The sequence below is a fragment of the Streptococcus sp. HMSC065H07 genome, assembly GCF_001837325.1.
GTDB classification, from domain to species: domain Bacteria; phylum Bacillota; class Bacilli; order Lactobacillales; family Streptococcaceae; genus Streptococcus; species Streptococcus salivarius_H.
This window is the reverse complement of sequence record NZ_KV832034.1, coordinates 93,815-120,526: the sequence shown is the minus strand read 5'-3', so window position 1 is coordinate 120,526 and position 26,712 is coordinate 93,815. Positions and strand designations below refer to the sequence as shown.

The following is a 26,712-nucleotide window of genomic DNA, read 5'->3' as shown; positions in this document are numbered from 1 at the left end:
CAGTAGTTTTACCCACTACAGAAATTATAGAGCCAAAAAGATATACTATTTTTCTTGAAAAATTGTATTGCTGTGCTATAATAAAGCAAAGAAATTTTTAATGTTTATTTTGGAGGACTTAACATGCAAGCAGCATTTCTCTTTTTACTGATTTCATTCTTGATTATCTTGGGAATTCTCATCAGTATGCTTTATGTCGTACGTCAACAGTCAGTAGCTATCGTTGAACGTTTTGGACGCTATCAAAAAATCGCAACGAGTGGTATCCATATGCGTTTGCCATTTGGTATCGATAAAATTGCAGCTCGTATTCAACTACGTTTGCTTCAAAGTGAGATTGTGGTCGAAACCAAGACCAAGGACAATGTCTTTGTCATGATGAATGTAGCCACTCAATATCGTGTAAATGAGCAAAATGTTACAGATGCTTATTACAAACTCATGCGTCCAGAGGCTCAAATCAAATCATACATTGAGGACGCCCTTCGTTCATCAGTTCCTAAATTGACGCTTGATGAGCTTTTTGAGAAAAAGGATGAGATTGCCCTTGAGGTTCAACACCAAGTAGCAGAAGAAATGACAACTTATGGTTATATCATTGTTAAGACCTTGATTACCAAAGTTGAGCCAGATGCTGAAGTTAAGCAGTCTATGAACGAAATCAATGCTGCCCAACGTAAGCGTGTGGCAGCCCAAGAATTGGCAGAAGCTGATAAGATTAAGATTGTCACAGCAGCCGAAGCCGAAGCTGAAAAAGATCGTCTTCATGGTGTTGGTATTGCCCAACAACGTAAGGCTATCGTTGATGGTTTGGCTGAGTCTATTGCAGAACTTAAAGAGGCTAATGTGGGTATGTCTGAAGAGCAGATTATGTCTATTCTCTTGACTAACCAATATCTAGATACCCTTAATACTTTTGCGGCTAAAGGTAATCAAACCTTATTCTTGCCAAATAATCCAAACGGTGTGGATGATATTCGTACCCAAATTTTGTCAGCCTTGAAAGCAGATAATAAAAATTAAGCACAAAAAAAAAGTCAGATCTATACGATCTGACTTTTTTGATTTATTTTTCTAGGAATTGAGCCAAACGAATAACTTCAATCTTATAGCCATCTGGATCAGTGATAAAGTAATACATTTTTGGTTCACCAGGAAGACCTGAGAGGTCTGTAACAGTGTATCCAGCCTCTTTGTGAGCTTGGTGTGTAGCTTCTAAATCATCGACACCAACAGCGATATGACCGTATCCATCTCCTAAATCATAGGCTTCGTGGTCATAATTGTAGGTTAATTCCAACTCGTAATCAGGATCATCTTCGAGTTGCAAGTAGACAAGGGTGAACTTATATTCTGGAAAATCATTTCGACGAGCTTCTTTGAAACCAAGAGCTTCTTTATAAAATTTAAGTGAGGCTTCTAGGTCCTTGACACGGACACAAGTGTGTAGAAATTTAGTCATGTGAGATACTCCTTTTATCTAATTCTGTAAGTTTATGATAGCATTTTGAAACCGTTTTTTCTACTATTAGCTCTTTTATGCTATAATGACGAAAAACAATCTGTGGAGGATGATAATGACGATTTTAGCGATTGATTTTGGAGGAACACAGGTGAAGTCAGCACTTGTTTCGGAGGAGTTTGCCATTGAAAAAAGTCTGCCGACGCAGTCATCTCCACAAACCTTGGACCAAGCTATTGATGTTATTGATCATATAGTCACTTCAGTTGAAGCCAAGCTATCAGGTATTGCTATTAGTGTTCCTGGGACGGTTGATACTGAGGAAGGTGTCATTTATCATGGTGGCTTATTGAGATTTTTCCATGGTTTTCGTATTAAAGAGGTCCTTGAAGCCAAGTACCATTTGCCTGTAATGGCTCTTAATGATGGTAAAGCGGCAGCCTTGGCAGAGCTAGCCACAGGTCATTTGCAAGGAGTGACCAATGGTGCAGCCCTTGTTTTGGGTTCAGGTCTTGGTGGTGGACTTATAATTAATGGTAAACTTTTTCAAGGAAGTCACTTTCAAGCGGGCGAGTTGACCTTTATTTTACCAGTTCAAATGGAAAAAGTTGAGCCTTCATTGATGCGAGGCATGACTCTGTCAGCTGTAGGTTTAATTACCAAAATTAATGAAGTGTTAGGTAACTCTGACTTAAAGAATGGTTTAGCCGCATTTGAGGCAATTAATGTAGGAGATAAAATAGTCTATCCACTTTTTGAAAGCTATTGCCGTAACTTAGCCATTACCATTTTGAATCTTCAAACCATTTTTGATATGGAAACCTTTGTTATTGGAGGTGGTATTTCAGCCCAGCCTATTCTTATCGAGGAGGTCAATCGCCAGTTTGATAAGGTTCACCATGAGATTGACTTTATTGGTAAAATTATTAAACGTCCGAAGATTGTGGCCTGTCATCATCATAATGGAGCTAATCTGATTGGAGCAGCTTATTTTCTTAAGCAGAAATAAACGGATACTAAAATCAAAAGTTGATAGAATAATACATAAAATACTTAAATACCTAACTTTTTAAAGATGAACGGTTAATTCCGTTCGTTTTTTACTGTTAGGACTTTACAATATTCAGAAAATTCGCTATAATGGGACCATTAAAATTTTGGAGGTGTCTTTATGACAATTTATAATTTCTCAGCAGGACCTGCTACATTACCAAAACCAGTGCTTGAAAAAGCGCAGGCTGAATTGCTTAACTATCAAGATTCCGGTATGTCCGTGCTAGAAATGTCCCACCGTTCTCCAGAATTTGACAAGATCGTTAAAGATGCGGAAGCGACACTTCGTGAGCTCATGGCCATTCCTGATAACTATAAGGTTATTTTCTTGCAAGGTGGTGCTTCAACACAATTTACAATGGTCCCACTTAACCTCGCTCAAGGTAAGAAAGCTTACTACCTTGTAGGTGGTTCATGGGGTAAAAAAGCTTATACAGAAGCTGTTAAACTTTCAAAAACCATTCCTTTCGAACCAATTCTTTTGGCCTCTTCAGAAGAAACTGTTTACGATCACATCCCAAGTTTTGACCCAGCAACAATTGATCCAGAAGCTGCCTATGTTCACTTGACAACGAATAATACCATTGAAGGTACAGCTATCTACGATTTGCCTGATACTAACGGTGTGCCAATTGTAGCTGATATGTCTTCAAATATTTTGGCTGCTCGCTACAATGTTGAGGACTTTGCCCTTATCTACGCTGGAGCTCAAAAAAATATTGGACCAGCTGGTGTAACAGTAGTTATCGTTCGTGAGGACTTCCTAAATGACCAGCCACAATTGTCTGCCATGTTGGATTACCGTATTCAAGCTGAGGCAGGATCACTTTACAATACACCACCATGTTTCAACATCTATATTTCAAAACTCGTCTTTGACTGGGTTAAAAATGAAATTGGTGGCGTAGACAAGATGGCTGAAATTCAACGCGAAAAATCAGGTCTTCTCTACGATTACATTGAGTCATCTGATTTCTACACAAACCCTGTTAAAGATGCCAAGGATCGATCTGTCTGCAACATTCCATTCGTCACACCAAGTAAAGAGTTGGATGCTAAGTTTGTAGCAGAAGCAGATGCTCTTGGTTTCAAGAATATCAAAGGACACCGTTCAGTAGGTGGTATGCGTGCTAGTGTTTATAATGCTTTCCCACGTCAAGGTGTGCTTGATTTGATTGACTTCATGAAGAAATTTGAAGCCGAAAATAAATAATTAGGTAAAGAGATGGAAATTAGACAAGCCTTTCCAAATGAAATTGGGGCTATTATGACTGTCATTGAGAGTGCTAGAACTGCTTTAGCAGAAGCTGGTAGCACCCAATGGCAAGGAGCTGATGGTTACCCTACTGAAGAAACAATCTTCGACGATGTCCTTAAGGGACAGGCCTATGTAGGACTCATTGATGGTCAAATTGTTTCTTATGCTGCGGTGGTTGCTGATGGAGAGCCTGCTTACGACAAAATCTATGATGGAGACTGGAAACATCACAATAAGCGCTACATTACTTTCCATAGGGTTGCTGTTTTGACTGAGGTTACGGGTCAAAGGGTCGCTCAAACCTTTATTCAAGGTCTTATTGAGGGAACTGATGCTCATGATTTTCGTTGTGACACGCATGAAAAGAATCTTATCATGCGGCATATTTTGGAGAAACTTGGCTATGTCTATTGTGGCAAGGTCCCTATTGATGGTGAACGTCTTGCTTATCAGAAAATCAAAACCAAGCGTGAGAAAGCCTTTTATCAAGAAGTTGATGAAGCAGCTCACCACGGGATACATTGATTTAAGAGGAATAAAATTATGGTATTTAGTGTAAAAACATATAACAATATTAACCAGATTGGTTTGAAGGAACTTGGAAATCATTTCCAAATTGATGGTGATTTAGCGGAAAATCCAGATGCCTACATCATTCGTAGTCAAAATCTCCATAATACCGTCTTCCCTGACAACTTGAAAGCTATTGCGCGTGCTGGTGCAGGAACTAACAATATTCCAGTTGACGAAGCAACTGAAAAAGGAATTGTTGTCTTCAATACTCCAGGTGCCAATGCTAACGCTGTTAAAGAAGCTGTTCTGGCCTCTATCTTACTCTCAGCACGTGACTATATTGCGGCCAATGCTTGGGTTAACACACTTAGTGGTGACGATGTTCCTAAACAAATTGAAGCAGGGAAGAAACAGTTTGCTGGTAGCGAGATTGCTGGTAAGACCCTTGGTGTTATCGGGCTTGGTGCTATTGGTGCACGTATTGCCAATGATGCTTACCGTTTGGGTATGAAGGTCTATGGTTATGATCCATACGTTTCTATTGAAGCAGCTTGGAATATTTCTCACCATGTAAGACGTGTTTCTGATCTCAAAGAGATTTTTGAAAACTGTGATTATATCACTGTTCACGTCCCATTGACACCTGACACAAAAGGAACTTTCAATGCGGATGCTTTTAACCTTATGCAAAAAGGGACAACTATCATTAACTTTGCCCGTGCAGAGTTGGTAGATAACGATGCCCTCTTTGATGCTTTGGAAACAGGTGTGGTTAAACGTTATATCACCGACTTTGGTACAGAAGAGCTACTTAATAAACCTCATGTGACTGTCTTCCCACACGTTGGAGGATCAACAGGTGAAGCAGAACTTAACTGTGCGATTATGGCCGGTCAAACCATTCGTCGTTTCATGGAAACAGGTGAGATTGTTAACTCTGTTAACTTCCCACGTGTGCAACAGGCCTTGAGTGCCCCATACCGTATCACCTTGATTAATAAAAACGTGCCTAATATTGTGGCTCGTATCTCTACAGCGGTTTCTGATTTTAATATCAATATTGATAATATCATCAACCGTTCTAAGGGAGACTATGCCTATACACTTCTTGACCTTGATGAAACAGACAAGTCTAAGATTGATGAATTGGTTGCTAAGTTTGAGGCTAGCGACAATATCGTTCGTGTGCGTTTGATTAAAGGTAAATAATAAGAGTTAATTGACAGGAACAAGAGATTCCTGTCTTTTTGTTATAATAAATATATGTTTTATCGTCAGTATTATTTATCTCCTATTGGACGCTTGTGTTTGGTGGCAAGTGACCAAGCGCTTTATGGCATTTGGTTGGAGGGACAAAAGCATTTTCAGGCAGGTATTAAGGAAGAGGAAGTAGTAGACACCTCAAATCCTATCTTGAAAATGACGAGGGATTGGTTAGAGACTTATTTTAAAGGTAATAATCCAAGTCCAGATACCCTCCCTCTAGCAGATAGAGGGACCTCCTTCCAGTTAAAGGTTTGGTCAGCTTTACAGGACATTCCTGCGGGGCAGAGTAGAACCTATAGTCAGATTGGAAAAGTGATTTCATGTCAATCGGCACAGGCCGTAGGAACTGCTGTTGGTAAGAATCCATGGTTGGTTCTCGTCCCTTGTCATCGGGTTCTTCCTAGTAGTGGTCATATAGGAAAATATGCTGCAGGAGAAGAAGCCAAGCGTTTTTTACTTCATTTAGAAGGCATTAGGTTTGACAAGTCTTAGACAGATATTTTATGCTAGAAAAAAGGAGAAAAACATGTACACTTTTTATGAATATCCCAAATGTAGCACTTGTCGTAAGGCAAAGGCGGAACTCAATCAATTAGGTTTAGATGTTAAATCTATTAATATTAAGGAAAACCCACCTTCGGCTCAGTTTTTAAAAGAGCTTTTGGCAGGGTCAGATTTAGAGCTTAAGAAATTCTTTAATACGAGTGGACAATCCTACCGATCTCTAGGATTAAAGGATAAGCTACCAACGCTATCTCTTGATGAAGCTGTTGAACTCTTAGCTTCAGATGGTATGTTGATTAAACGTCCTATCTTGATTAAAGATGGTAAGGTTTTACAGGTTGGTTACCGTACGCCTTACCAAGACTTAAATTTATAAAAAATAAGCAAAAAATCTTGCCACAGTAAATAGAAATATGGTAAGATTAAAACAGTTGCCGCTATAGTTAAATGGTATAATAGAGCAATGGTAATGCTCCGTTCCGAGTTCAATTCTCGGTGGTGGCATCTGTGATAGAGTCCAGCCTTTAGGTTGGATTTTTTTATATTCAAAGGGGCTGATTTATGGCTCTCAAATTTTCAAAAGAATTTACTGAAAACTCTTGATATTCAAAAAAAAAGGAGTAGACTAATAGGTGATTAAACCTAGGAGGCAAGTTGTGAAATACTACGTTCAATTCATGTTGATTTGTTTGTTTGCCGTTATTGGTGAAGCTCTGTCAACATTCTTCAAATTACCTATTCCTGGAAGCATTATTGGCTTATTCTTGCTTCTGATTGCTCTTCAGCTTAAGTGGATTCGTCTACGTCATATACATGCTGTGGCAGAATTTTTAATTGCCAATATGACTATTCTATTTTTGCCAGCAGGTGTCGGTATTATGGAACGTTGGAATGCTATTTCAGCGAATATTGTCCCTATTATTTTGATTATTATGGGAGCTTTGGTTCTTAATATTGTAGTGATTGCAGTAGTCGTCGGTTTCATCAAAAAACATTTTGAAGGTGATTACGAGGAGGTTAAACGTGGCTAATTTTTTTAACACACCCTTGTTTGGGCTAACACTTTCTGTACTAGCTTACACAATAGGGCTATTGATTTATCGACGTTTCCCTAATCCTTTGACGACGCCTCTTCTTGTATCGACTGCCCTGATTATCGTCATTTTGCACTATACAGGAATTTCCTACAAGGATTACTATGTCGGTGGCTCTTATCTTAACAGTTTGATTATTCCTTCAACAGTCGCGCTAGCAGTTCCTTTTTATAAAAATCTACACCTCATGCGCCATCACTATAAGAGTATTCTAATTGGATCAACGGTTGCTTGTGTTCTAAATACGACATACACGGCCTTGATTGCTAAGCTTTTTGGAATGGATTATTTTTTGGCTATTTCGCTCTTTCCTAAGTCTGTAACGACTGCCATGGCTGTGGGAATTTCGGAAAAAATGCAGGGGATTACGACGGTAACCTTGGTTGTAGTTGTTATTACGGGTATCTTAACCTCTGTCTTAGGTCCTGTCTTTCTAAAAATGATTGGGATTAAAGACCCAGTCGCTATCGGACTTTCACTAGGAGGAACCGGACACGCTGTAGGTACAGGAACTGCCTTCAGATATGGTCAGGTTGCCGGTGCCATGGGTGGTCTCTCAATTGCTGTGACAGGGATTCTATATGTCTTTATTAGTCCTATTGTGGCGAGTTTGATTCTGAAATAAAAAATTAAGGTTTGGATAGGTTTTCCAAGCCTTTTTAGCTGTGAAAAGCAAGCAAAATCTGACCTTTTATGTTATAATTAAGGTTATGAATTATGGAGATTATATCTGGGATTTGGGTGGTACCTTGTTGGATAATTACCAGGTATCAACCCAAGCCTTTCTAGCAACTTTAGAACAATTTGAGCGTACAGCAGAACCTCAAGCAGTCTATGATGCCCTTAAGGTATCAACGAGCACTGCCATTGCTATGTTTGCGCCTGATATAGCTGATTTTCGAACCCTATATAAGCAGGAGGAAGCCAAGCATTTACAGGAACCTGTTCTTTTTGAAGGTGCTAGGGCTGTCCTAGCTAAGATTGTGACCGAAGGTGGGCGTAATTTTTTGGTTAGCCACCGTAATCACTTGGTGCTAGACATCCTTGATAAAGCAGAAATTGCCTCTTATTTTACAGAGGTTGTAACTTCTGAAAATGGTTTTGCTAGAAAGCCGAGTCCAGATAGTTTCCTTTATTTAATTAAAAAATACGATATTAAACACGGCTTGGTCATTGGTGACCGCCAGATAGATATAGAGGCAGGAAAAGTAGCGGGTCTGGATACCTTGCTTGTTGACGGCCATAAATCATTATTGGAGATTGTGACATAAATGACTGATGAATTAAAAAATCTTGAAGAAAAAGCGCAAGAATATGATGCCAGCCAGATTCAAGTCCTAGAGGGACTTGAAGCGGTACGTATGCGCCCAGGTATGTATATTGGCTCAACCTCAAAAGAGGGGTTGCATCATTTGGTATGGGAGATTGTCGATAACTCAATCGATGAGGCCTTGGCTGGTTTCGCCACTCATATTCAAGTCTTTATCGAGCCGGACAATTCTATTACGGTTGTCGATGATGGTCGTGGTATTCCAGTCGATATCCAAGAAAAAACTGGCCGTCCTGCGGTAGAAACTGTCTTTACAGTACTTCACGCTGGTGGTAAATTCGGCGGAGGCGGTTATAAGGTCTCTGGTGGTTTGCATGGGGTTGGTTCTTCGGTCGTTAATGCCCTCTCAACACAACTTGATGTTAAGGTTTATAAAAATGGCCATATCCACTTCCAAGAGTATAAACGTGGGGTAGTGGTAGCAGATTTGGCAGTAATTGGTGAAACAGAGAAACATGGTACGACTGTTCACTTTACGCCAGACCCAGAGATTTTCCAAGAGACAACCGAGTTTGATTTTGGAAAATTGGCTAAACGTATCCAAGAATTAGCCTTTTTGAACAAGGGGCTCCGTATCTCTATCACAGATAAGCGTGAAGGTCTCAAACAAGAGAAACATTATCACTACGAAGGTGGTATCACATCCTATGTGAAATACATCAATGAAAACAAGGATGTTATCTTTGATGAACCTATCTACACTGATGGTGAGATGGATGGTATTTCGGTTGAAGTTGCTATGCAATACACGACTGGCTATCATGAAACGGTAATGAGTTTTGCCAACAACATTCACACCCATGAGGGTGGTACTCACGAACAAGGTTTCCGAACAGCCTTAACGCGTGTCATTAATGACTATGCACGTCAGAATAAGATTCTCAAAGAAAAAGATGATAATTTGACAGGGGATGATGTTCGTGAAGGTTTGACTGCTATCATCTCTGTTAAACATCCAAACCCACAGTTTGAAGGTCAAACCAAGACCAAGCTTGGAAACTCTGAAGTGGTTAAGATTACCAATCGTCTTTTCAGTGAAGCTTTGAGTCGCTTCCTCTTGGAAAATCCTGCTATCGCTAAGAAGATTGTTGAAAAAGGGATTTTGGCTTCTAAGGCCCGTATCGCCGCTAAGCGTGCCCGTGAGGTGACACGTAAGAAGTCAGGTCTTGAAATTTCTAACCTTCCAGGGAAGTTGGCAGACTGTTCATCGAATAATGCTGAAATGAATGAACTTTTCATTGTCGAAGGGGACTCAGCCGGTGGATCTGCTAAATCAGGTCGTAATCGTGAATTCCAAGCTATTCTGCCAATTCGAGGTAAGATTTTGAACGTTGAAAAGGCTAGCATGGATAAGATTCTAGCCAATGAAGAAATTCGTTCTCTCTTCACAGCTATGGGAACAGGTTTTGGAGCTGAATTTGATGTCAGCAAGGCTCGTTACCACAAGTTGGTAATCATGACCGATGCCGATGTCGATGGGGCCCACATCCGTACTTTGCTTCTGACTTTGATTTACCGCTTTATGCGTCCAGTCTTGGAAGCAGGCTATGTCTACATTGCTCAACCACCAATTTATGGGGTTAAGGTTGGTTCTGAGATTAAAGAATACATCCAACCTGGTGCCGATCAAGAAGACAAATTGCGTGCTGCTTTTGAAAAGTATAGTGTGGGACGTTCAAAACCTACAGTACAACGTTATAAAGGTTTGGGTGAAATGGATGACCACCAACTTTGGGAAACTACCATGGACCCTGAAAATCGTTTGATGGCACGTGTTTCTGTGGATGATGCTGCAGAGGCCGATAAGATTTTCGATATGCTGATGGGAGACAAGGTTGAACCTCGCCGCGAATTTATCGAAGAAAATGCCGTTTACAGTACTCTAGATATCTAATATTCTTTTAGAAAAGGGTGCAATGCTAGGATAACTATGATATAATCGTAATGTTATTCTACATTTATGAACATAATAGACGATTAAGGAGAAACTATGTCTAGCGGAATTGTTTTACTGATTGTAGTGGTAGTTATGCTCGTAATTATCGCTTACTTAGTCGGTATTCTTATTAGAAAACGAAATGATTCGCGGATTGCACAGCTTGAAGAACGCAAGCAAAAATTGTTTGACTTGCCAATTAACGAAGAAATTGAAGAAGTTAAAAAGCTTCACTTGATTGGACAAAGTCAAACAACATTCCGTGAATGGCATCAGAAATGGATTGATATCTCGACAAATTCATTCGCAGATATTGAAAATCATATTTTCGAAGCTGAAAATATGAATGATACCTTCCATTTCTTCAAGGCTAGTGGTGAAATCAATAACATTGAGAGTCAGTTAGATCTTGTGGAAGAAGACATCAAGTCTATCCGTGAGGCGCTCTCAACCTTGAAAGAACAAGAAGAAAAGAACAGTGCTCGCGTTAAGCATGCATTAGACTTGTACGAAGAGTTGCAAAACTCAATCGAGGAAAACTCTGATAATTTCGGTTCTACCATGACCGAAATCAATAAGCAACTTAAAAACATTGAAGCTGAGTTTGCAGAATTCGTGACTCTTAACTCATCAGGTGACCCTGTTGAAGCATCTACTATCTTGGATCGTGCAGAAGAGCACACTATTGCATTGGGTCAAATTTCAGAGAAGATTCCTGCTATTGTAGCTAAGTTGGAAGATGATTTCCCAGATCAGTTGGATGATTTGGAATCTGGCTATCGCAAGTTGATTGAGCAAAATTATCACTTCCCTGAGAAAAATATCGAACGTCGCTTCCAAGAAATTCGTGAAGCTATCCGTTCAAACTCAAGTGAGTTGGTTTCTCTTGATTTAGACCGTGCGGAAGAAGAAAACGCTGAGATTCAAGAAAAAATTGACAACTTGTATAGCATTTTTGAACGTGAAATTGCCTCATACAAGGTTGTTATGCGTCAAAAGAAAATTTTGCCAGGTTATCTCAAGCATGCTAAAGAAAACAACAAGAAACTTCAAGAAGAGCTTGAGCGTCTCATGTTGACTTACATCTTCGATGAAACTTATGCGGCAGATGTTCGTAGCTTTGCATCTGATATCTCAGGTGTGGAGACGGCTGTTCTTCCAACCCTTGAAAATTTTGAAACTCAGGTAAAACCATTCTCAGAACTTGAGAAAATCTTTGAAAAGAGTCTTAATACCTTGTCAGCTGTTGAAAATGGTCAGGTTGAGGTCTTTGAAAATCTTCAGGCTATTGAGAAAAACGAAGCTAAAGCACGTGAAGAGCTTGATGTTTATGTTAATAAATTGCATGTTATCAAGCGTTACATGGAAAAACGTAACCTGCCAGGTATTCCTCAATCCTTCTTGAGTGTATTCTTCTCAACTAGTGCTCAAATTGAGGCCCTTATGGACGAACTCAGCCGTGGCCGTATTAATATTGATGCGGTAATGCGTTTGACAGAAACATCTAAAAACGCCATTGATCATTTGGAAGAGACTGCTTACTTGGTTGTTCAAAATGCAACCTTGACTGAGCAACTCTTGCAATACTCAAACCGCTACCGTTCGTTCGAACCTGCTGTTCAAAGTAGTTTTGAGCATGCACTTAAATTGTTTGAGGTTGATCATGATTATGATGCATCTTTGGAAGAAATCTCTTATGCCTTGGAAACAGTTGAACCAGGTGTGACAGATCGTTTTGTATCATCTTACGAGAAGACACGCGAACAAATTCGTATGTAAGAGAAAGATTCTGGACTACGGTCCAGAATTTTTTGTAAGGTCCGTTTTTCATTTCATATTTGAATTAAATCTAGTGAAGGCTTATATAGGCATCGAAGAATCGAGGTAATTATGTCAGAAGTTAAAGGTTTATTAGTTATGGACGTAGATTCTACGCTAGTCCAAGAAGAAGTTATTGATTTATTGGGAGAAGAAGCAGGCGTTGGTCAAAAGGTTGCTGAAATCACAGAGCGTGCCATGCGTGGGGAATTGGATTTTAGACAGGCCTTGAATGAGCGTGTGGCGACCCTCAAGGGATTACCAGAGAGTATATTTGACAAGGTCTACGCCCGTATTCATTTCAACAAGGGAGCCAAGGAACTTGTAGATGAACTCCACGCCCGTGGCTTTAAGGTAGGCTTGGTTTCTGGAGGTTTCCATGAGACTGTGGATAGACTAGCAGTTGAAGCAGGAATCGATTATGTTAAGGCTAATCACCTAGAGGTGGTTGACGGTGTCTTAACTGGTAAGGTCTATGGTGACATTGTCACCAAAGATGTCAAGGTAGCCAAACTCAAAGATTGGGCAGCAGAAAATGGTCTCGAACTCTCGCAAACCATTGCTATGGGTGACGGTGCTAATGATTTGCCTATGATTAAGACAGCTGGCATCGGCATCGCCTTTTGTGCTAAACCAATTGTCCGTGAACAAGCGCCTTATCAAATCACAGAACCAGATTTGTATAAGGTGATTGATATTTTGGATGGGGTTAAGAAATAGAACAGATAAAAAGAGTCCTTTGGATAATTCCAAGGGACTCTTTGTCCAGCAAAAAAAGCACCGAATCGGTGCCACTTTCTAAAGTTGAATACGGACTAAGCCTTATTTTAACTTTGCTGCCTTGTTTCGAATGGTTTCACTCCCCCATTGTAATGATTTTGGTTGACTTCTCTTCAAACGAATCTTATCATAGAGGAGTATAGTATTGAAATGGGGGAAGAGACATGTTATACGAATATCCAGCGATTTTTCACACGATTGAGGAAGGTTATCAAATTAGTTTTCCTGATTTTGGTCGTAGCATTAGGGCAGATTCTTTACCTCTTGCCATGACAAAAGCGTCTGTGTTCTTATCACATATTATTAAGGGGTATGGAGATAAGGCTTTACCTGAGCCGACTGCGGTAAGCAGCATTCCTAACGAGGAAGAACTCGTCGTGTTAATCCAAACAGAGCTTGATTAAGACTAAAAACTCTCGGAAGATTAATTCCCGAGAGTTTTAGGTTTTATTGGCCACATAGACGCCCAAGACGACTAAAATACCTGCAAAAATTTGTAAATACGAGAAGGGTTCTCCTAAGACGACGACAGCCGCTAGAATTGAGATAATTGTCGAAATCCCAATAAAGGATGCTGTTCGGTTAACCCCGATATTTGCGATGGCAAAATTTGATAGAAGATAGCCCAGAACACTGCATCCCAAGCCTTGATAAAGGATGGTGATAGTGAATTTTGGATTGGTCACAGGGAGTAGCAAGAGCTCTTTCAAATCGCCTGCTAGAAAGCCTTGGCTGAGTGCAAAGAGTCCAAATGTCAGGCAACCACTGGCAAGCATAAAATAAGTAATCTCAAGACTATTGAATTGACTAGCCCTTTCAACATCAACGCAATACAGGGCGTAGGAGACAACTGCTAGACCTAGAATCAAGTAGCCCACCAGGGAGAAGTGGGTAGAACCGCCAGCAGCAAAGACAGCCATGATGATACCGACGAGGGTGGTGATGACACCGACCACCTGCCAACGGCTGGGCCATTCTTTTAAAATAAGGCTAGACATGATAAGGGCAACGACTGGGATGCAGGCGAGAAAGGCTCCACTTTCAGAAGCCGTCGTCATACGAATACCAATTGTTTCACAGATAAAATAGATTATCGGATTGAGGATAGCAATACGTGTCAGGGGTTTAAGATTTCTACCGTTAATTGTTATCCGACGTCGACTGATGAGAAAATAGAGGTTAATAAAAAGGAAGGCTGTGACAAAACGCCAAGAGATTAAAGCCAGGTCACTGACCTGTGCTGTAATAGATTTGGTAAAGATAAAACTGAGCCCAAAGAGAATCTCACAAGTCGCTGCAGCCAAACATCCCAAGATGATTTTATTTTTCATTGTCTCACCTCCTGAATTTGGATTTCCACGCCTATTATAACACTTTCAGGAAGCGTTTACATCAATCTAAATCTAAAAAAATAGACTAGCAGAATAGCTAGCCTTTTTTATCTTATTTAGTTACCAATTGAAACAGTTCCGTCTGATCCGACTTTGACGTTTGTACCGTCTTGGCTATTAACATCGACTGAACCATCTTGACCAACTGTTGCGCTGTTACCTTCGCTATCGTTAGCTTCTACAGTGTTATTGCCGTTTGTTTTTGCTGAGTTAGCGTTTCCGTCGCTGACTTCAGATGATCCATCTTTGTTGACTTTTACTGAAGCACTTGAATCAGTTGAAGAAGATTCTTTGGTCACCTTGCTTGATGATGGTGCTGAAGATGATGAGTCAGTTTTGTCTTTAGAGTTGCCACATGCTGCTAAGGTCAACAAGGCAAGAACTGAGACAGAGGCTAAAGTTAATTTAGAAAATGTTTTCATAATAGTCTCCCTTTTTTCTTAGTAAATTCATTTTAAATGAAAAAATAAAATTTTAAAAGCGCTTCCAGTCGTTTTTACTCAACTGTAATCCCTCGGTAATATCAGTGTTGTACAAGACTAATCTATTGGAAAATAAGAGCTGCTAACCCTTACGCTTTCTGTTTTTTTGATAGATATTTCAAATCGTTCAGCTCGGTCCTTAGCCCTCTCTTTGTTATAATAATAAAAAATAGATTGAGGTGACATGATGTATCAAACAACAATTAAAGGTGACAAACGATTCCATTCACTTTCAGAGGGGTATGGAGCACCTGTGGAACTTTTTGGCTATACGGAAGATGGGGAAACACCTATGAGCCTGGTGAATATTGCTTTGGCTTCTTGTGTGACCATGTGTCTACAGAGTTATTTTGCCAAGTATCAGGGAATTGAGGAGCTTGCTATTCAGGTTGATTCCAACTATGAAGAAGGGCATTTCACACTTGCGATTCATTTACCTAAGGATCTGATTTTGGAAAATGAACAAGAACTCTTGGCTTTTGTGGATAATTATTGTCGAGTGAAGAAGCTTTTTCGTGAAGATATTAAGGTTGATATTAGCTTAGCAAAATAAGCTTATTATCCTTTATGAACTTCGTGTTATACTAGTAGATAAAGACGTGTCATTTCACTAGGTGTGGAATGAGCAACGATAGGAGGGCTTGCTATGGAAGACAAACTACATGAGATCCGTGTATTTGAGAATTTTCAAGAAGAACTATTTGAAACGGGACATGTTATCGTGACAACTAAGGTAGTCGAGAAGTCCCTGAATTATTTTGGTAATGCTCATGGGGGATATCTGTTTACGCTTTGTGACCAGGTCGCAGGGCTCGTGGCCATTTCAACAGGTGACTATGCGGTGACGCTTCAGTCTAATATCAATTATCTCAAGGCAGGGCATTTGTCTGACCAACTCAAGATTGAGGGATTGTGTGTTCATAATGGCAAGACGACCAAGGTGGTGGAAGTTGTCATTACTAATCAGGAAGAGAAAATCCTTACAAGGGCTACATTTACCATGTATGTGACAGGCTCGGTCGAGGAATAGAAAAGGAGCGTTTATGTCAGATTTTCAAACCATGGATGACTTTGCGCTCTTTGTTAATGACTACCTGACACCAAACCAACTGGGCGTTCAAGCATATTCCTATGCATCTGACCAGCAGGAGCTCTCTCTTCTGGTGACCATTGACGATTATGAGATGATGTGTCGTTGGCATGCTGTCTGGACTTTTTCAGGTTTACACCAGGCCTGCTTTCAGTCTGTAATGGACACGGATAACAGCTTTTCTATTGATAGTGATAGCTTGGCTATGAAAGTGCGTTTAAGGGATCAAGAGCTCTTGTTTCAAGCAAAGGGGCTTGAAATGGTGGTTGTCGATTTGCCTGAGCCTCTTTTTCGTTTAGCTGATGTGTCTTTTAACGAAGGAGGAAAGCACTTTACCTACCTTTGTGAAGATCAAAGTGTTGCAGCAGAAGATTGGGTCTTGGTTCCTATAGGCTCTGGTAATGCCGAAAAAGAAGCATTTGTAGAAAAGATTTCCTATGTCCTAGTGGACGAGGTTCCAGTTGAGCTGACAAAACTGAAAAAGGTGATTCAAAAGTTGGATTTAGTAACCGTTCGTTATGATGTGAGGGTTGTTCGGAAGGGGTTTTTGAGTTTTTCAGGGATGGCTTTTGAAGGCGAGGAATTAGGTAAGCCAACAGACTTCCTTTGGGTACCTTTTTTAGCAGAACAAGATGATTTGGCTGTTCCTACCTATGGCATTCGGATCAATGATGGTAGTCGCAAGACTTATGTAACAGCCTTGGCTGGTGAGGATGATAGTATGGAAATGATTGCTCTAGCACCAGCTACTTATGCGGTATTTAAACTTAGAGGGCCTGCAACGGCAGCTGTTTGGGAGAGTTTTCACTATGCTAAGAACCATTTTGAAATGATTGACCAGCCCACTGTAGAGGTTTATCTCCCAGGAAATCGTCAAGCTGAAGATTATGAGATGGAAGTTTGGATTCCAATAAAGGAGGAAGTTTAGATGCGTCTGGATAAGTTTTTGGTAGACTGTGGTGTCGGGAGTCGTAGTCAGGTCAAGACCTTTCTAAAAAAGAAGCAAGTGACTGTAAATGGTCAAGTGGAGACGTCACCTAAGGCTCAGATTGATGAGAAGCAAGATCAGATTGCTTTTCAAGGTCAAGCATTAACACATGAGACCTTTGTTTACTATCTTTTAAATAAGCCTCAAGGTGTCATTTCAGCAACAGAGGATGCCCGTCACAAGACAGTGCTCGATTTACTCGATGACACAGCAAGACATAAGCAGGTCTTTCCTGTTGGTCGTTTGGATATTGACACTCACGGCCTCCTGCTTTTGACCAATAATGGTGACTTAGCTCACGCCATGCTATCTCCAAAGAAACATGTGGACAAGATTTATCAAGCCAAGGTGGATGGTATCCTGGATCAGGAGGATATTCTGGCTTTTGAAAAAGGGATTGAACTCAAAGACCACACTTGCCAACCAGCTAAACTAGAGATTGTATCCGTAGATAGGGATGCTGGGACTAGCTTGGTTCAGATTACCATTGCTGAGGGGAAATTCCATCAGGTTAAGCGTATGGTAGCTGCTTGTGGTAAGGAAGTGACAGAGTTACAACGTATGAGTATGGGGCCTTTAAGTCTGCCAGATGATTTAGAACTTGGTGCTTGGCGACGTTTAACCGAGGAGGAGTTGGAAGCTTTAGCTGTTTTTGGAATTCCTTTGGCTTAAGCTAGTTAAGAGTTGCGAAATGGGCAGATTTTTGTTACTATTATTGTGAAATAATAGAAGAAAAAACGAGGTAAATTCAAGTGGCATTTGGAGATAACGGACCACGTAAGAAATCATTTTTTGAACGTCTAACAGTATTGGTCGTTTTGATCATGCTATTAGTAACAGTTGGGGCATTGATTTTCCAAGCAGTCGCAGCTGTCCTTTAAGACGCTATCAAGCGTTTTTTTGTGTCTGTCAGAAATTCTTTTATGTGAGAATGTCTTGATATAGGACACACGAGTCAGAAAGAGAGATATAGAGATGAGTATGTTTTTAGATACAGCCAAGATTAGTGTCAAAGCTGGTCGTGGTGGTGACGGGATGGTCGCTTTCCGTCGTGAGAAATATGTACCCAATGGCGGTCCTTGGGGCGGTGACGGTGGTAAGGGTGGCTCAGTCATTTTCAAGGTTGACGAAGGCTTGCGTACCCTTATGGATTTCCGTTATAACCGTAAATTCAAGGCTAAGAATGGCGAAAAAGGGATGACCAAGGGAATGCACGGTCGAGGTGCTGAAGACCTCATCGTTAGCATCCCGCCAGGTACGACAGTTCGTGATGCTGAGACCGGCAAAGTTATTACTGATTTGGTTGAAGATGGCCAAGAGTTTGTCATTGCTCACGGTGGACGTGGTGGTCGAGGAAATATCCGTTTTGCAACACCTCGTAACCCTGCTCCTGAAATCGCTGAAAATGGTGAACCAGGTGAAGAACGCGAACTTCAATTGGAATTGAAGATTTTGGCTGATGTTGGTTTGGTTGGTTTCCCATCTGTTGGTAAATCAACGATTCTCAGTGTGGTAACAGCAGCAAAACCAAAGATTGGTGCCTATCATTTTACGACAATTGTTCCTAACTTGGGAATGGTTCGTACTAAGTCAGGTGAGAGCTTTGCTATGGCTGACCTTCCAGGATTGATTGAGGGGGCTAGTCAGGGTGTTGGATTGGGAACGCAGTTCCTTCGCCACATTGAGCGTACACGTGTTATCCTTCATGTGATTGATATGTCAGCGAGTGAAGGGCGTGATCCTTACGAGGATTATCTTCAGATCAATAAAGAGTTGGAAACTTATAATCTTCGCTTGATGGAACGCCCACAAATTATTGTGGCTAATAAGATGGACATGCCTGAGGCTGAGGAAAACTTGAAAGAGTTTAAGGAAAAATTGGCTGCTAACTACGATGAATTCGATGAGTTGCCACAAATTTTCCCAATTTCAAGTTTGGCTCACCAAGGTTTGGAAAATCTCTTAGAAGCTACTGCAAAATTGCTTGATGAGACAGACGAATTCTTGCTTTATAGCGAAGATGATATGGAACAAGAAGAAGTTTACTACGGCTTTAACGAGGATGAACGTCCATTTGAAATTAGCCGTGACGACGATGCCTCATGGGTACTTTCTGGTGAGAAACTTGAAAAACTCTTTGTTATGACCAACATGGAACGTGACGAATCAATCATGAAATTTGCACGTCAATTGCGTGGTATGGGAGTTGATGAAGCGCTTCGTGAACGTGGTGCTAAGGATGGCGATATCGTTCGTATTGGTAACTTCGAATTTGAGTTTGTGGATTGACCATGAAAGACTTTCTAAGTGCCAAGCACTTGATAGTCTACGGCAGCCGCTATGGCGGATTGCCTATCAACCTCACTGACTGCGTAAAGTCGGTATAATCGACCGACTTTCCTTCGTTTCGTGACCATGAAAGATTCTCTAAGTGTCAAGCACTTGATAGTCTACGGCAGCCGCTATGGCGGATTGCCTATCAACCTCACTGACTGCGTAAAGTCGGTATAATCGACCGACTTTCCTTCATGTCGTGACCATGCAAGACTCTCTAAGTGCCAAGCACTTGATAGTCTACGGCAGTCGCTAAGGCGTTCTGCCTATCAACCTCACTAACTTCGCAAAGTCAGTGAAATATAAAAATATTGAAATAAGAGGTTTACAATGGGAGATAAACCGATATCCTTCAGGGATAAAGATGGGAACTTTGTTTCTGCGGCCGATGTTTGGAATCCAAAGAAACTTGAGGAACTCTTTACGCGCTTAAATCCTAACCGAAAACTCCGTCTTGAGCGTGAACGTTTGGCAAGGGAAGAAGCAGCAAAACACCCTGAATTAAATGAAGAAACAGAGCAAGTCTAGCACTTGCTCTGTTTTTTTCTTATCCAAATTGGTAATCAAAAACAGCTACTCTAGCAAGAGTAACTGTTGTGATGATTAAGCGTTTAGAACCTTGTCCAAGAATTCTTTCAAACGTGGGTGTTGTGGGTTATCGAAGATTTGATCTGGCGTACCATCTTCGAGGAACTCACCGTCCGCAGTAAAGATTACTCGGTTGGCTACCTGACGGGCAAATCCCATTTCGTGGGTAACGATAATCATGGTCATACCTTGCTCTGCTAATTCTTTCATAACGTTAAGAACGTCTCCGACCATTTCGGGGTCAAGGGCAGAAGTAGGTTCGTCAAAGAGCATGATATCAGGATTCATTGCCAAACCACGTGCAATTGCCACACGTTGTTTTTGTCCACCTGACAAGCTATCAGGTGTAGCATCGGCTTTGTCAGCAAGTCCAACACGATCAAGAAGATCCATAGCTAATTTATCAGCTTCTTCCTTGTTCATACGTCCAAGTTCAACAGGTGCAAATGTTACGTTTTCAAGGACTGTCATGTGTGGGAAGAGGTTGAAATGTTGGAAGACCATCCCGATATTTTCACGGGCTTTGTCAAGGTCTGTCTTAGGATCTGATAATTCATAGCCATCAACGACTACTTTACCAGATGTCACTGTCTCAAGTAGGTTAAGGGTACGAAGGAAGGTTGATTTACCTGAACCTGAAGGACCGATGATACATACAACGTCACCTTCGTAGAATTTGGCGTCAATGCCTTTAAGGACTTCATTGTCGCCGTATGATTTGTGCAAGTCCTGCACATCGATTTTCAATTCAGCCATTATTTAAGTCTCTTTTCTAGTCGTTTAGCCAATTTCGTCAAGCATGTGATGATGACCAAGTAAAGGATGGCCAAGATCGCATACATACGGAATGATTGGTAGTTACGAGCAATGATGATTTTACCAGTTTGGAAGAGTTCAACCAAACCGATAGCTGATACGATAGTCGTATCTTTCAATGAGATAACAAATTGGTTGATGAAGTTTGGCAACATCAAGCGAACCGCCTGTGGCAAGATAACCTTACGCATTGTTGTATTGTAAGGGACACCCAAGCTTCGGCTAGCTTCCATCTGACCAATTGGGACAGCTTCGATACCACCACGCACAATTTCGGCAATGTAAGCACCACCGTTAAGTGAGAGGGCGATTGTTGCTGCCACGAAGTCATTGATTGGTGACTGGTGACCAGTGATGTTTTCAATCAAGTTAGGAATACCCCAATAGATGAAGGCTGCAACGATCATCAATGGGATACCACGAACCACGTCAACAAAGACTTGTGAAATCACACGAAGTGTCTTGTTTGGTGCAACTGCCATCATACCGAAGATAACACCGATAATCATAGCAATAGCAAATGAAAGAAGGGTCAAACCAAGGGTAATTCCAAGACCTTGGAGAAGTTGTTTGTAGTTGTTTTTAATCAAGCCTACGATGGTTGTTTCATCGGTAGCTTTTTTTGTGCTTCCTTCTTTTGATTTGTTGCTATCGAGGTATTTATTGATAATCTTATCGTAAGTACCATCTTTCACGATAGCAGCCAAACCATTGTTGAACATTTCAATCAACTCAGGATTAGCACCTTTTTTAACAGCAAAGCCGACTTCACCAGTAGCAATACCTTCGATAGGTGTTGTAAAGTTACGCCCTTGTTGGATAGCGTATAGAAGAACGGCTTCATCATCCATAAGAGCATCGATTGAACCAGAGTTCAAGCTGTCGTACATAGTAGAAGCTTCATCGTAAGCACGAACAGTAAAGCCATATTCACCAGCATGGTCTTCCAACCATGAGTAAGATGACGTACCATTTTTAGCTCCTACAGTCTTACCTTTAAGATCCTTGTAAGATTTAACCTTACTTCCTTTAGCTACAGCCAAACGAATGTTTGATGTGTAGTAAGGATCTGAGAAGTCAAAGATTTGTTTACGAGCATCAGTGATGGTCATACCAGCCAATACGGCATCAGCTTGGCTAGATTGTACAGCATTAAGTGATGCATCGAAACCAGGGTTTGTCAATTTGACATTGAAACCTTGGTTTTTAGCAATGGCATTGATGATATCGACGTCGATACCTACATATTTACCTGAACCATTTTGGTATTCGAATGGAGCAAAAGATGAGTCCATTGAGATAGTGTAGGTTTCCTTAGCAGGAGTGGCTTTTGCGTTGGCATCACCAGTCAATTTAAGATCTGCTGAAGGTTTTGATGAAGAAGATTTTGATGAGTCACCCAACCATTTGTTCATGATTTTGTCGTAGGTGCCGTCATTCTTCATTTCCTTAAGAGCTTCGTTGAAGTCTTTGATAAGATTTTCGTGTTTTCCACCTTTTTTAACAGCGAAAGCGAAGCTACCGATAGATTCAGGCTTAATGTTGATAGCGTAGTCTTTTCCTTGACCAATAGCGTATTTAACAACTGGTGTGTCGTCCATAGCTGCGTCAACAGAACCAGAATCCAAGCTGTTGTTCATCAAGTCGCTAGTGTCAAAAGTTTTAACTGTGAAACCATATTTGCTAGCGTTTTTATCAAGCCAAGTTTGAGAAGCGGTACCGTTTTTAACACCGACTGTTTTACCCTTCAATTGTTTGTAGTCGCTGACTTTATCGCTACTACGTGTGTAGATAACAATTGAGGTGTCGTAATAAGTGTCTGAGAAAGTAAAGACCTTCTTACGTGCGTCGGTAACAGTAGTACCGGCCATAAGGGCGTCAGCTTGGCCTGATTGAACAGCATTGACAGCTGCGTCGAAACCAGGGAAGGTTTGGTTAACGTCCCAATTTTTACGTTTGGCAACTTCGTTGATAATATCAACGTCGATACCCTTGTAGGTCTGATCAGAATCTTTGAATTCAAATGGGGCATAGGCTGTATCTGAAACGACTGAGATAGTCTCGGCAGATACCTTAGCTCCGAAAACAAAGAAAACTGACATGACACTCAAGAAGAGTGTCAGAAGTTTTTTCTTCATTATAAAAAGTCTCCTTTATAAAATACCTTCCTATTCTATCAAAAAAAGGTCTTGTTATCAAACCTCTTGGAGTTTGATGTTAGGAAATGTAACAAGGTTCGTTAGCTATGAGAGCTATCTGAGAAGAAGTTGACAAGCTTGTGTCAATTAGTTACACTGTAATCGAATACATGTAAGATTTGTTACAGGAGCTAAAAAATGAAGAAACGTATGCTTGAGAAATATACTAGCCGATATGATAAAGTTCCAAGTTGGCTGATGATTATGCTGTCCTGTTTTATTGCCTTTGGTTATGTCCTTATCGGTGGGTTCCTGGCTGGGATTGCTGTGGGAATTCCTCTCTTTATTGTTTTTGCTTTCTTGATGCTTAATGGCAATATTCAGCTACAAGATGTCAATACAATTTCCTTTAATTTGTTCTCAACTTTATATTTCCAGTTGGGCGTCTTTGTTTTTATTGCCTTAGTTATCTTTTTCTGGGTTAAAGTTGTTGAAAAACGTCCCATTCGTACACTTGGATTTTTCAAGGGTCATATTTGGTTGAACTTGCTTAAGGGTTGGGGACTTGGAACTTTGCTCTTGTTAGTTAGTTTCCTTGGGACTTATTTACTAGGCGGTTTAGAATTTGTGAAGGTAGACTTTTCGCAGAAAACCCTCTTATACATACTTTCCCTAATACCTTTCTGGTTTATCCAAGGTGGAACCGAGGAACTGGTGACACGTGGTTGGTTGCTTCAGACGGTGACTAATAAATTGAACCTTTCTTGGGGAATTGCTATTTCAAGTTCTTTCTTTTCAATATTACACCTAGGAAATCAAGGTGTTACCGCCTTGTCTCTAATCAGTATTGTTCTAGTAGGGGTTCTCATGGCTCTTTACATGCTCAAGACAGATAATATCTGGGGTGTCGCTGCCCTTCACGGTGCTTGGAACTTTGCGCAAGGGAATCTAGTTGGCGTGGCAGTTAGTGGACAGAATGCAGGCGGCAGCTTATTGCACTTTCAGGCCAGGTCAGGCGTGCCTGATTGGTTGTCAGGAGGAGCTTTTGGTTTAGAAGGAAATCTTGTTACCTGTCTCGTACTCCTGGTAGGTATCGTCATCCTTCGTCTACAATTGAAAAAAGAAAACTTTTAAGGCTGAGTTCAAAGACTCGGTCTTTTTACTTCTGTGTTAAAATAGAAGAAACGCTTGGAGGAGACAATATGATAGTTAAGCTTGATAGGGTCATGTTGAAATTGAAAATAGTCGTTGGCCTTATATTTTCTGTCTTGTCTTTATGGATTCTTTGTCCTGAGCTAATTAGAGGTTCTCTTCGTGATAATCCAGTCAAGCAGTTCCTTGCTGTCATTGTTTTATTTTGGCTTTTATTATCCATTGTTCACCTTATAGACGGTATCGTAAATCTCAAAGGTCATGGAAAGCTCTTGGAACTGGATGACAATTCCTTGACCTACTATGGCCAAGCATTTGGACGGAAAACTTTTGACATTCCCTTATCCGAGATTGAATTTGTCAAGAAAGCTTGGACAACACGGATGGAGGATATTGGACGCTCTTCGACAGTGAGATATTCTTTGAAACGCATCGAGCATGTCTTCGACTATGATGCCGAGGTTGATGATAAAAAGAGATATCAGGTGTTGCTTATCTTCTTCAAAAATGGTGAGACAGCTGTTACCTATGACAAAAAACTTGGTCATCAATCACGGAAGAAACGTGCCTATGTCGCTAAGATGCGAATGATTCAAATTCCGCTTACAAGTGGAGAAATCTTCTCCGACCAAGAGATGAATGATTACATAAATGAAAGGAAAAACCATGATAGATAGAAAAGAAGACAACCAATTTCATTTGGTTTCTAAATATGAACCTTCTGGGGATCAACCTCAGGCCATTGAAGCCTTGGTTGATAATATCGAAGGTGGAGAAAAGGCTCAAATCCTAAAGGGAGCGACAGGGACAGGTAAGACTTATACCATGAGTCAGGTCATCCAGCGCGTGAATAAACCAACCTTGGTTATCGCCCACAATAAAACCTTAGCAGGTCAGCTTTACGGAGAATTCAAGGAGTTTTTCCCAGACAATGCTGTGGAATACTTCGTTTCCTACTACGATTTCTATCAGCCAGAGGCCTATGTACCATCATCAGATACCTATATCGAAAAAGATAGCTCTGTAAACGATGAAATTGATAAGCTACGACACTCAGCAACGTCGGCCCTCCTTGAGCGTAATGATGTTATCGTTGTGGCTTCTGTTTCTTGTATTTACGGTTTGGGTTCGCCCAAAGAATATGCTGATTCAGCAGTCAGCCTGCGTCCTGGTCAAGAAATTTCTCGAGACAAGCTGCTAAATGACCTAGTTGATATCCAGTTTGAGCGAAACGACATTGATTTCCAACGTGGGAAATTCCGTGTACGTGGCGATGTGGTCGAAATTTTTCCTGCCAGCCGTGATGAGCACGCCTTTCGTGTCGAATTTTTCGGTGATGAGATTGACCGCATCTGTGAGATTGAGAGTTTGACAGGACGCAATCTCGGTGAAGTCGAGCACCTTGTTCTTTTCCCGGCGACTCACTTTATGACTAATGAAGAGCATATGGAAGAGGCCATCAAGAATATTATGGAAGAGATGGAAGCTCAAGTTAAGCAATTTGAAGCTGAGGGTAAGCTTATCGAGGCTCAACGTATCCGTCAAAGGACAGAATACGATGTTGAAATGCTTCGTGAGATGGGCTACACAAATGGTGTTGAAAACTACTCACGACACATGGATGGGCGAAAAGAGGGCGAGCCACCGTTCACCTTGCTTGATTTCTTCCCAGAAGATTTCCTCATCATGATTGATGAAAGTCACATGACAATGGGTCAAATTAAGGGAATGTATAACGGGGACCAAGCTCGTAAGAAGATGTTGGTTGATTACGGTTTCCGTTTGCCATCGGCGCTTGATAACCGTCCACTTCGACGTGAAGAATTCGAGAGTCATGTGCATCAGATTGTATATGTTTCTGCTACCCCAGGCGACTATGAGATGGAACAGACCGAGACTGTGGTTGAGCAAATCATTCGTCCGACAGGACTTCTTGATCCAGAAGTCGAAGTTCGTCCAACTATGGGTCAAATGGATGACCTCCTTGGTGAAATTAATGCCCGTACTGAAAAAGGCGAGCGTGTCTTTGTAACCACTTTGACTAAGAAGATGGCTGAAGACTTGACTGACTATCTCAAGGAAATGGGTGTCAAGGTCAAATACATGCACTCTGACATTAAGACTCTAGAGCGTACTGAGATTATCCGTGACTTGCGTCTGGGTGTCTTTGATGTTCTTATCGGTATTAACCTTCTTCGTGAGGGAATTGACGTTCCTGAAGTTAGTCTGGTTGCTATTTTGGATGCTGATAAGGAAGGCTTCCTTCGTAATGAACGTGGACTTATCCAAACAATCGGACGTGCTGCCCGAAATAGTGAGGGGCACGTTATCATGTATGCGGATAAGATTACAGAATCTATGCAGAAGGCCATGGATGAAACAGCTCGTCGTCGTGAAATCCAGATGGCCTATAATAAGGAGCATGGCATTGTTCCACAAACGATTAAGAAAGAAATTCGTGACCTTATTTCGATTACCAAGGCTAATGAAGCAGAAGTGGCAGAGGATACTGTGGATTACAGTGCCATGAACAAGAAAGAACGTCAAGAAGCCATCAAGAAACTTCAAAAACAAATGCACGAAGCAGCAGAACTGCTTGACTTTGAATTGGCTGCACAAATCCGTGACATGGTGTTAGAACTGAAGAGTATGGATTAATTTACCTCCCTGCCCCAGCCTTTATTTAAGTAATCTATTGTATATGAAAGAAAGGAAATAT

29 protein-coding genes and 1 tRNA gene are annotated in these 26,712 nt (G+C 40.9%); 25 read left to right on the top strand and 5 right to left on the bottom strand.

Annotation, left to right across the window (positions count from 1 at the left end; genetic code table 11):
* Window positions 1-123 precede the first annotated feature (123 nt).
* The gene (locus HMPREF2637_RS06170) at window positions 124-1,023 is read left to right on the top strand and encodes an SPFH domain-containing protein (protein WP_002891518.1); all 900 of its coding nucleotides are present in this window, start codon (window positions 124-126) and stop codon (window positions 1,021-1,023) included.
* Window positions 1,024-1,066: 43 nt separating this feature from the next.
* Here the strand turns inward: HMPREF2637_RS06170 and HMPREF2637_RS06165 are convergent, their stop codons facing one another.
* Entirely contained in the window at window positions 1,067-1,462 is a 396-nt protein-coding gene (locus tag HMPREF2637_RS06165) for a lactoylglutathione lyase (RefSeq protein WP_060972237.1), read from the bottom strand.
* Between the two features lie 115 nt (window positions 1,463-1,577).
* Here HMPREF2637_RS06165 and HMPREF2637_RS06160 point away from each other — a divergent pair, with 115 nt between their 5' ends.
* From HMPREF2637_RS06160 to HMPREF2637_RS06095, 14 genes are all read left to right on the top strand, one after another.
* On the top strand, window positions 1,578-2,471 hold the full coding sequence (locus HMPREF2637_RS06160) for an ROK family protein (protein WP_060972238.1): 894 nt from the start codon (window positions 1,578-1,580) through the stop codon (window positions 2,469-2,471).
* A 162-nt stretch (window positions 2,472-2,633) separates the two neighbouring features.
* Window positions 2,634-3,728 carry a 3-phosphoserine/phosphohydroxythreonine transaminase gene (gene serC, locus HMPREF2637_RS06155; RefSeq protein ID WP_002891515.1) on the top strand — a complete coding sequence of 365 codons (1,095 nt, stop codon included), beginning with the start codon at window positions 2,634-2,636 and terminating at the stop codon, window positions 3,726-3,728.
* Window positions 3,729-3,740: 12 nt separating this feature from the next.
* Window positions 3,741-4,298 (top strand): hypothetical protein, encoded by a 558-nt coding sequence (locus HMPREF2637_RS06150; RefSeq protein WP_064524178.1) that lies wholly within the window; start codon window positions 3,741-3,743, stop codon window positions 4,296-4,298.
* 18 nt (window positions 4,299-4,316) lie between these two features.
* Window positions 4,317-5,495 (top strand): 3-phosphoglycerate dehydrogenase family protein, encoded by a 1,179-nt coding sequence (locus HMPREF2637_RS06145; RefSeq protein WP_060972623.1) that lies wholly within the window; start codon window positions 4,317-4,319, stop codon window positions 5,493-5,495.
* A 54-nt stretch (window positions 5,496-5,549) separates the two neighbouring features.
* Window positions 5,550-6,044, top strand: coding sequence for a methylated-DNA--[protein]-cysteine S-methyltransferase (locus tag HMPREF2637_RS06140; protein WP_064524176.1), 495 nt, complete (start codon window positions 5,550-5,552; stop codon window positions 6,042-6,044).
* 34 nt (window positions 6,045-6,078) lie between these two features.
* Complete coding sequence (locus HMPREF2637_RS06135; RefSeq protein WP_037598335.1) at window positions 6,079-6,432, top strand: arsenate reductase family protein; 354 nt, start codon at window positions 6,079-6,081, stop codon at window positions 6,430-6,432.
* Between the two features lie 57 nt (window positions 6,433-6,489).
* A tRNA-Thr gene (locus tag HMPREF2637_RS06130) sits at window positions 6,490-6,560 on the top strand.
* 152 nt (window positions 6,561-6,712) lie between these two features.
* Window positions 6,713-7,087 carry a CidA/LrgA family protein gene (locus tag HMPREF2637_RS06125; RefSeq protein WP_037598332.1) on the top strand — a complete coding sequence of 125 codons (375 nt, stop codon included), beginning with the start codon at window positions 6,713-6,715 and terminating at the stop codon, window positions 7,085-7,087.
* Window positions 7,080-7,775 (top strand): LrgB family protein, encoded by a 696-nt coding sequence (locus HMPREF2637_RS06120; RefSeq protein ID WP_060972243.1) that lies wholly within the window; start codon window positions 7,080-7,082, stop codon window positions 7,773-7,775. Before HMPREF2637_RS06125 ends, HMPREF2637_RS06120 begins: the two co-directional genes overlap by 8 nt.
* 85 nt (window positions 7,776-7,860) lie before the next feature.
* Window positions 7,861-8,421: an HAD-IA family hydrolase gene (locus HMPREF2637_RS06115; protein ID WP_048673773.1), complete on the top strand. Its 561-nt coding sequence runs from the start codon at window positions 7,861-7,863 to the stop codon at window positions 8,419-8,421.
* Window positions 8,422-10,374, top strand: coding sequence for a DNA topoisomerase (ATP-hydrolyzing) subunit B (gyrB, locus tag HMPREF2637_RS06110; RefSeq protein ID WP_002891505.1), 1,953 nt, complete (start codon window positions 8,422-8,424; stop codon window positions 10,372-10,374).
* Between the two features lie 96 nt (window positions 10,375-10,470).
* Window positions 10,471-12,195 (top strand): septation ring formation regulator EzrA, encoded by a 1,725-nt coding sequence (gene ezrA, locus HMPREF2637_RS06105; RefSeq protein WP_064524174.1) that lies wholly within the window; start codon window positions 10,471-10,473, stop codon window positions 12,193-12,195.
* A gap of 111 nt (window positions 12,196-12,306) precedes the next feature.
* Entirely contained in the window at window positions 12,307-12,954 is a 648-nt protein-coding gene (serB, locus tag HMPREF2637_RS06100) for a phosphoserine phosphatase SerB (protein WP_064524171.1), read from the top strand.
* A 224-nt stretch (window positions 12,955-13,178) separates the two neighbouring features.
* The gene (locus HMPREF2637_RS06095; protein WP_002884756.1) at window positions 13,179-13,418 is read left to right on the top strand and encodes a hypothetical protein; all 240 of its coding nucleotides are present in this window, start codon (window positions 13,179-13,181) and stop codon (window positions 13,416-13,418) included.
* A 36-nt stretch (window positions 13,419-13,454) separates the two neighbouring features.
* Here the strand turns inward: HMPREF2637_RS06095 and HMPREF2637_RS06090 are convergent, their stop codons facing one another.
* Together HMPREF2637_RS06090 and HMPREF2637_RS06085 are read right to left on the bottom strand one after the other, a co-directional pair.
* A complete protein-coding gene (locus HMPREF2637_RS06090; protein ID WP_064524169.1) occupies window positions 13,455-14,345 on the bottom strand; it encodes a DMT family transporter in 891 nt (296 codons plus the stop codon).
* Window positions 14,346-14,461: 116 nt separating this feature from the next.
* Window positions 14,462-14,827: a hypothetical protein gene (locus tag HMPREF2637_RS06085; RefSeq protein ID WP_037601648.1), complete on the bottom strand. Its 366-nt coding sequence runs from the start codon at window positions 14,825-14,827 to the stop codon at window positions 14,462-14,464.
* 247 nt (window positions 14,828-15,074) lie between these two features.
* Between HMPREF2637_RS06085 and HMPREF2637_RS06080 the strand changes: the two genes are divergently transcribed.
* The 7 genes from HMPREF2637_RS06080 to HMPREF2637_RS06050 all read left to right on the top strand — a co-directional run bounded on the left by HMPREF2637_RS06080 (window position 15,075) and on the right by HMPREF2637_RS06050 (window position 19,827).
* Window positions 15,075-15,440 (top strand): OsmC family protein, encoded by a 366-nt coding sequence (locus HMPREF2637_RS06080; RefSeq protein ID WP_037598323.1) that lies wholly within the window; start codon window positions 15,075-15,077, stop codon window positions 15,438-15,440.
* A gap of 93 nt (window positions 15,441-15,533) precedes the next feature.
* Window positions 15,534-15,917, top strand: a complete 384-nt coding sequence (locus HMPREF2637_RS06075; RefSeq protein WP_022496322.1) for a PaaI family thioesterase — start codon at window positions 15,534-15,536, stop codon at window positions 15,915-15,917.
* A gap of 13 nt (window positions 15,918-15,930) precedes the next feature.
* Window positions 15,931-16,905 carry a GyrI-like domain-containing protein gene (locus HMPREF2637_RS06070; protein WP_064524168.1) on the top strand — a complete coding sequence of 325 codons (975 nt, stop codon included), beginning with the start codon at window positions 15,931-15,933 and terminating at the stop codon, window positions 16,903-16,905.
* Entirely contained in the window at window positions 16,906-17,637 is a 732-nt protein-coding gene (locus HMPREF2637_RS06065) for a pseudouridine synthase (protein WP_064524167.1), read from the top strand.
* A gap of 80 nt (window positions 17,638-17,717) precedes the next feature.
* Window positions 17,718-17,846, top strand: a complete 129-nt coding sequence (locus HMPREF2637_RS06060; RefSeq protein WP_002884629.1) for a DUF4044 domain-containing protein — start codon at window positions 17,718-17,720, stop codon at window positions 17,844-17,846.
* A 94-nt stretch (window positions 17,847-17,940) separates the two neighbouring features.
* The gene (obgE, locus tag HMPREF2637_RS06055; RefSeq protein WP_002891491.1) at window positions 17,941-19,254 is read left to right on the top strand and encodes a GTPase ObgE; all 1,314 of its coding nucleotides are present in this window, start codon (window positions 17,941-17,943) and stop codon (window positions 19,252-19,254) included.
* Between the two features lie 375 nt (window positions 19,255-19,629).
* Window positions 19,630-19,827: a hypothetical protein gene (locus HMPREF2637_RS06050; RefSeq protein WP_002884415.1), complete on the top strand. Its 198-nt coding sequence runs from the start codon at window positions 19,630-19,632 to the stop codon at window positions 19,825-19,827.
* A gap of 75 nt (window positions 19,828-19,902) precedes the next feature.
* Here HMPREF2637_RS06050 and HMPREF2637_RS06045 read toward each other — a convergent pair whose 3' ends face one another.
* Window positions 19,903-20,643 (bottom strand): amino acid ABC transporter ATP-binding protein, encoded by a 741-nt coding sequence (locus tag HMPREF2637_RS06045; RefSeq protein ID WP_037601657.1) that lies wholly within the window; start codon window positions 20,641-20,643, stop codon window positions 19,903-19,905.
* Complete coding sequence (locus HMPREF2637_RS06040) at window positions 20,643-22,841, bottom strand: ABC transporter substrate-binding protein/permease (protein WP_064524163.1); 2,199 nt, start codon at window positions 22,839-22,841, stop codon at window positions 20,643-20,645. The genes HMPREF2637_RS06045 and HMPREF2637_RS06040 overlap by 1 nt, the downstream gene beginning before the upstream one ends.
* 198 nt (window positions 22,842-23,039) lie before the next feature.
* Between HMPREF2637_RS06040 and HMPREF2637_RS06035 the strand changes: the two genes are divergently transcribed.
* The 3 genes from HMPREF2637_RS06035 (at window position 23,040) to uvrB (ending at window position 26,651) form a co-directional block, all read left to right on the top strand.
* The gene (locus tag HMPREF2637_RS06035) at window positions 23,040-23,975 is read left to right on the top strand and encodes a CPBP family intramembrane glutamic endopeptidase (RefSeq protein WP_064524161.1); all 936 of its coding nucleotides are present in this window, start codon (window positions 23,040-23,042) and stop codon (window positions 23,973-23,975) included.
* A gap of 68 nt (window positions 23,976-24,043) precedes the next feature.
* Complete coding sequence (locus tag HMPREF2637_RS06030; RefSeq protein ID WP_064524159.1) at window positions 24,044-24,670, top strand: hypothetical protein; 627 nt, start codon at window positions 24,044-24,046, stop codon at window positions 24,668-24,670.
* Entirely contained in the window at window positions 24,660-26,651 is a 1,992-nt protein-coding gene (uvrB, locus tag HMPREF2637_RS06025) for an excinuclease ABC subunit UvrB (protein WP_021143783.1), read from the top strand. The genes HMPREF2637_RS06030 and uvrB overlap by 11 nt, the downstream gene beginning before the upstream one ends.
* The last annotated feature ends 61 nt before the right edge of the window (window positions 26,652-26,712 follow it).

Excerpts from the sequence above, each read along its gene's own strand:
- HMPREF2637_RS06030 (WP_064524159.1), top strand. The coding sequence starts at position 24,044 with ATGATAGTTAAGCTTGATAGGGTCATGTTGAAATTGAAAATAGTCGTT.
- HMPREF2637_RS06135 (WP_037598335.1), top strand. The coding sequence starts at position 6,079 with ATGTACACTTTTTATGAATATCCCAAATGTAGCACTTGTCGTAAGGCA.
- HMPREF2637_RS06140 (WP_064524176.1), top strand. The coding sequence starts at position 5,550 with ATGTTTTATCGTCAGTATTATTTATCTCCTATTGGACGCTTGTGTTTG.
- HMPREF2637_RS06160 (WP_060972238.1), top strand. The coding sequence starts at position 1,578 with ATGACGATTTTAGCGATTGATTTTGGAGGAACACAGGTGAAGTCAGCA.
- HMPREF2637_RS06165 (WP_060972237.1), bottom strand. The coding sequence starts at position 1,462 with ATGACTAAATTTCTACACACTTGTGTCCGTGTCAAGGACCTAGAAGCC.
- HMPREF2637_RS06085 (WP_037601648.1), bottom strand. The coding sequence starts at position 14,827 with ATGAAAACATTTTCTAAATTAACTTTAGCCTCTGTCTCAGTTCTTGCC.
- HMPREF2637_RS06090 (WP_064524169.1), bottom strand. The coding sequence starts at position 14,345 with ATGAAAAATAAAATCATCTTGGGATGTTTGGCTGCAGCGACTTGTGAG.
- HMPREF2637_RS06040 (WP_064524163.1), bottom strand. The coding sequence starts at position 22,841 with ATGAAGAAAAAACTTCTGACACTCTTCTTGAGTGTCATGTCAGTTTTC.
- serB (WP_064524171.1), top strand. The coding sequence starts at position 12,307 with ATGTCAGAAGTTAAAGGTTTATTAGTTATGGACGTAGATTCTACGCTA.
- HMPREF2637_RS06150 (WP_064524178.1), top strand. The coding sequence starts at position 3,741 with ATGGAAATTAGACAAGCCTTTCCAAATGAAATTGGGGCTATTATGACT.
- HMPREF2637_RS06115 (WP_048673773.1), top strand. The coding sequence starts at position 7,861 with ATGAATTATGGAGATTATATCTGGGATTTGGGTGGTACCTTGTTGGAT.
- HMPREF2637_RS06095 (WP_002884756.1), top strand. The coding sequence starts at position 13,179 with ATGTTATACGAATATCCAGCGATTTTTCACACGATTGAGGAAGGTTAT.
- obgE (WP_002891491.1), top strand. The coding sequence starts at position 17,941 with ATGAGTATGTTTTTAGATACAGCCAAGATTAGTGTCAAAGCTGGTCGT.
- HMPREF2637_RS06080 (WP_037598323.1), top strand. The coding sequence starts at position 15,075 with ATGTATCAAACAACAATTAAAGGTGACAAACGATTCCATTCACTTTCA.
- HMPREF2637_RS06045 (WP_037601657.1), bottom strand. The coding sequence starts at position 20,643 with ATGGCTGAATTGAAAATCGATGTGCAGGACTTGCACAAATCATACGGC.
- HMPREF2637_RS06075 (WP_022496322.1), top strand. The coding sequence starts at position 15,534 with ATGGAAGACAAACTACATGAGATCCGTGTATTTGAGAATTTTCAAGAA.
- HMPREF2637_RS06035 (WP_064524161.1), top strand. The coding sequence starts at position 23,040 with ATGAAGAAACGTATGCTTGAGAAATATACTAGCCGATATGATAAAGTT.
- uvrB (WP_021143783.1), top strand. The coding sequence starts at position 24,660 with ATGATAGATAGAAAAGAAGACAACCAATTTCATTTGGTTTCTAAATAT.
- serC (WP_002891515.1), top strand. The coding sequence starts at position 2,634 with ATGACAATTTATAATTTCTCAGCAGGACCTGCTACATTACCAAAACCA.
- ezrA (WP_064524174.1), top strand. The coding sequence starts at position 10,471 with ATGTCTAGCGGAATTGTTTTACTGATTGTAGTGGTAGTTATGCTCGTA.
- gyrB (WP_002891505.1), top strand. The coding sequence starts at position 8,422 with ATGACTGATGAATTAAAAAATCTTGAAGAAAAAGCGCAAGAATATGAT.
- HMPREF2637_RS06065 (WP_064524167.1), top strand. The coding sequence starts at position 16,906 with ATGCGTCTGGATAAGTTTTTGGTAGACTGTGGTGTCGGGAGTCGTAGT.
- HMPREF2637_RS06145 (WP_060972623.1), top strand. The coding sequence starts at position 4,317 with ATGGTATTTAGTGTAAAAACATATAACAATATTAACCAGATTGGTTTG.
- HMPREF2637_RS06170 (WP_002891518.1), top strand. The coding sequence starts at position 124 with ATGCAAGCAGCATTTCTCTTTTTACTGATTTCATTCTTGATTATCTTG.
- HMPREF2637_RS06050 (WP_002884415.1), top strand. The coding sequence starts at position 19,630 with ATGGGAGATAAACCGATATCCTTCAGGGATAAAGATGGGAACTTTGTT.
- HMPREF2637_RS06070 (WP_064524168.1), top strand. The coding sequence starts at position 15,931 with ATGTCAGATTTTCAAACCATGGATGACTTTGCGCTCTTTGTTAATGAC.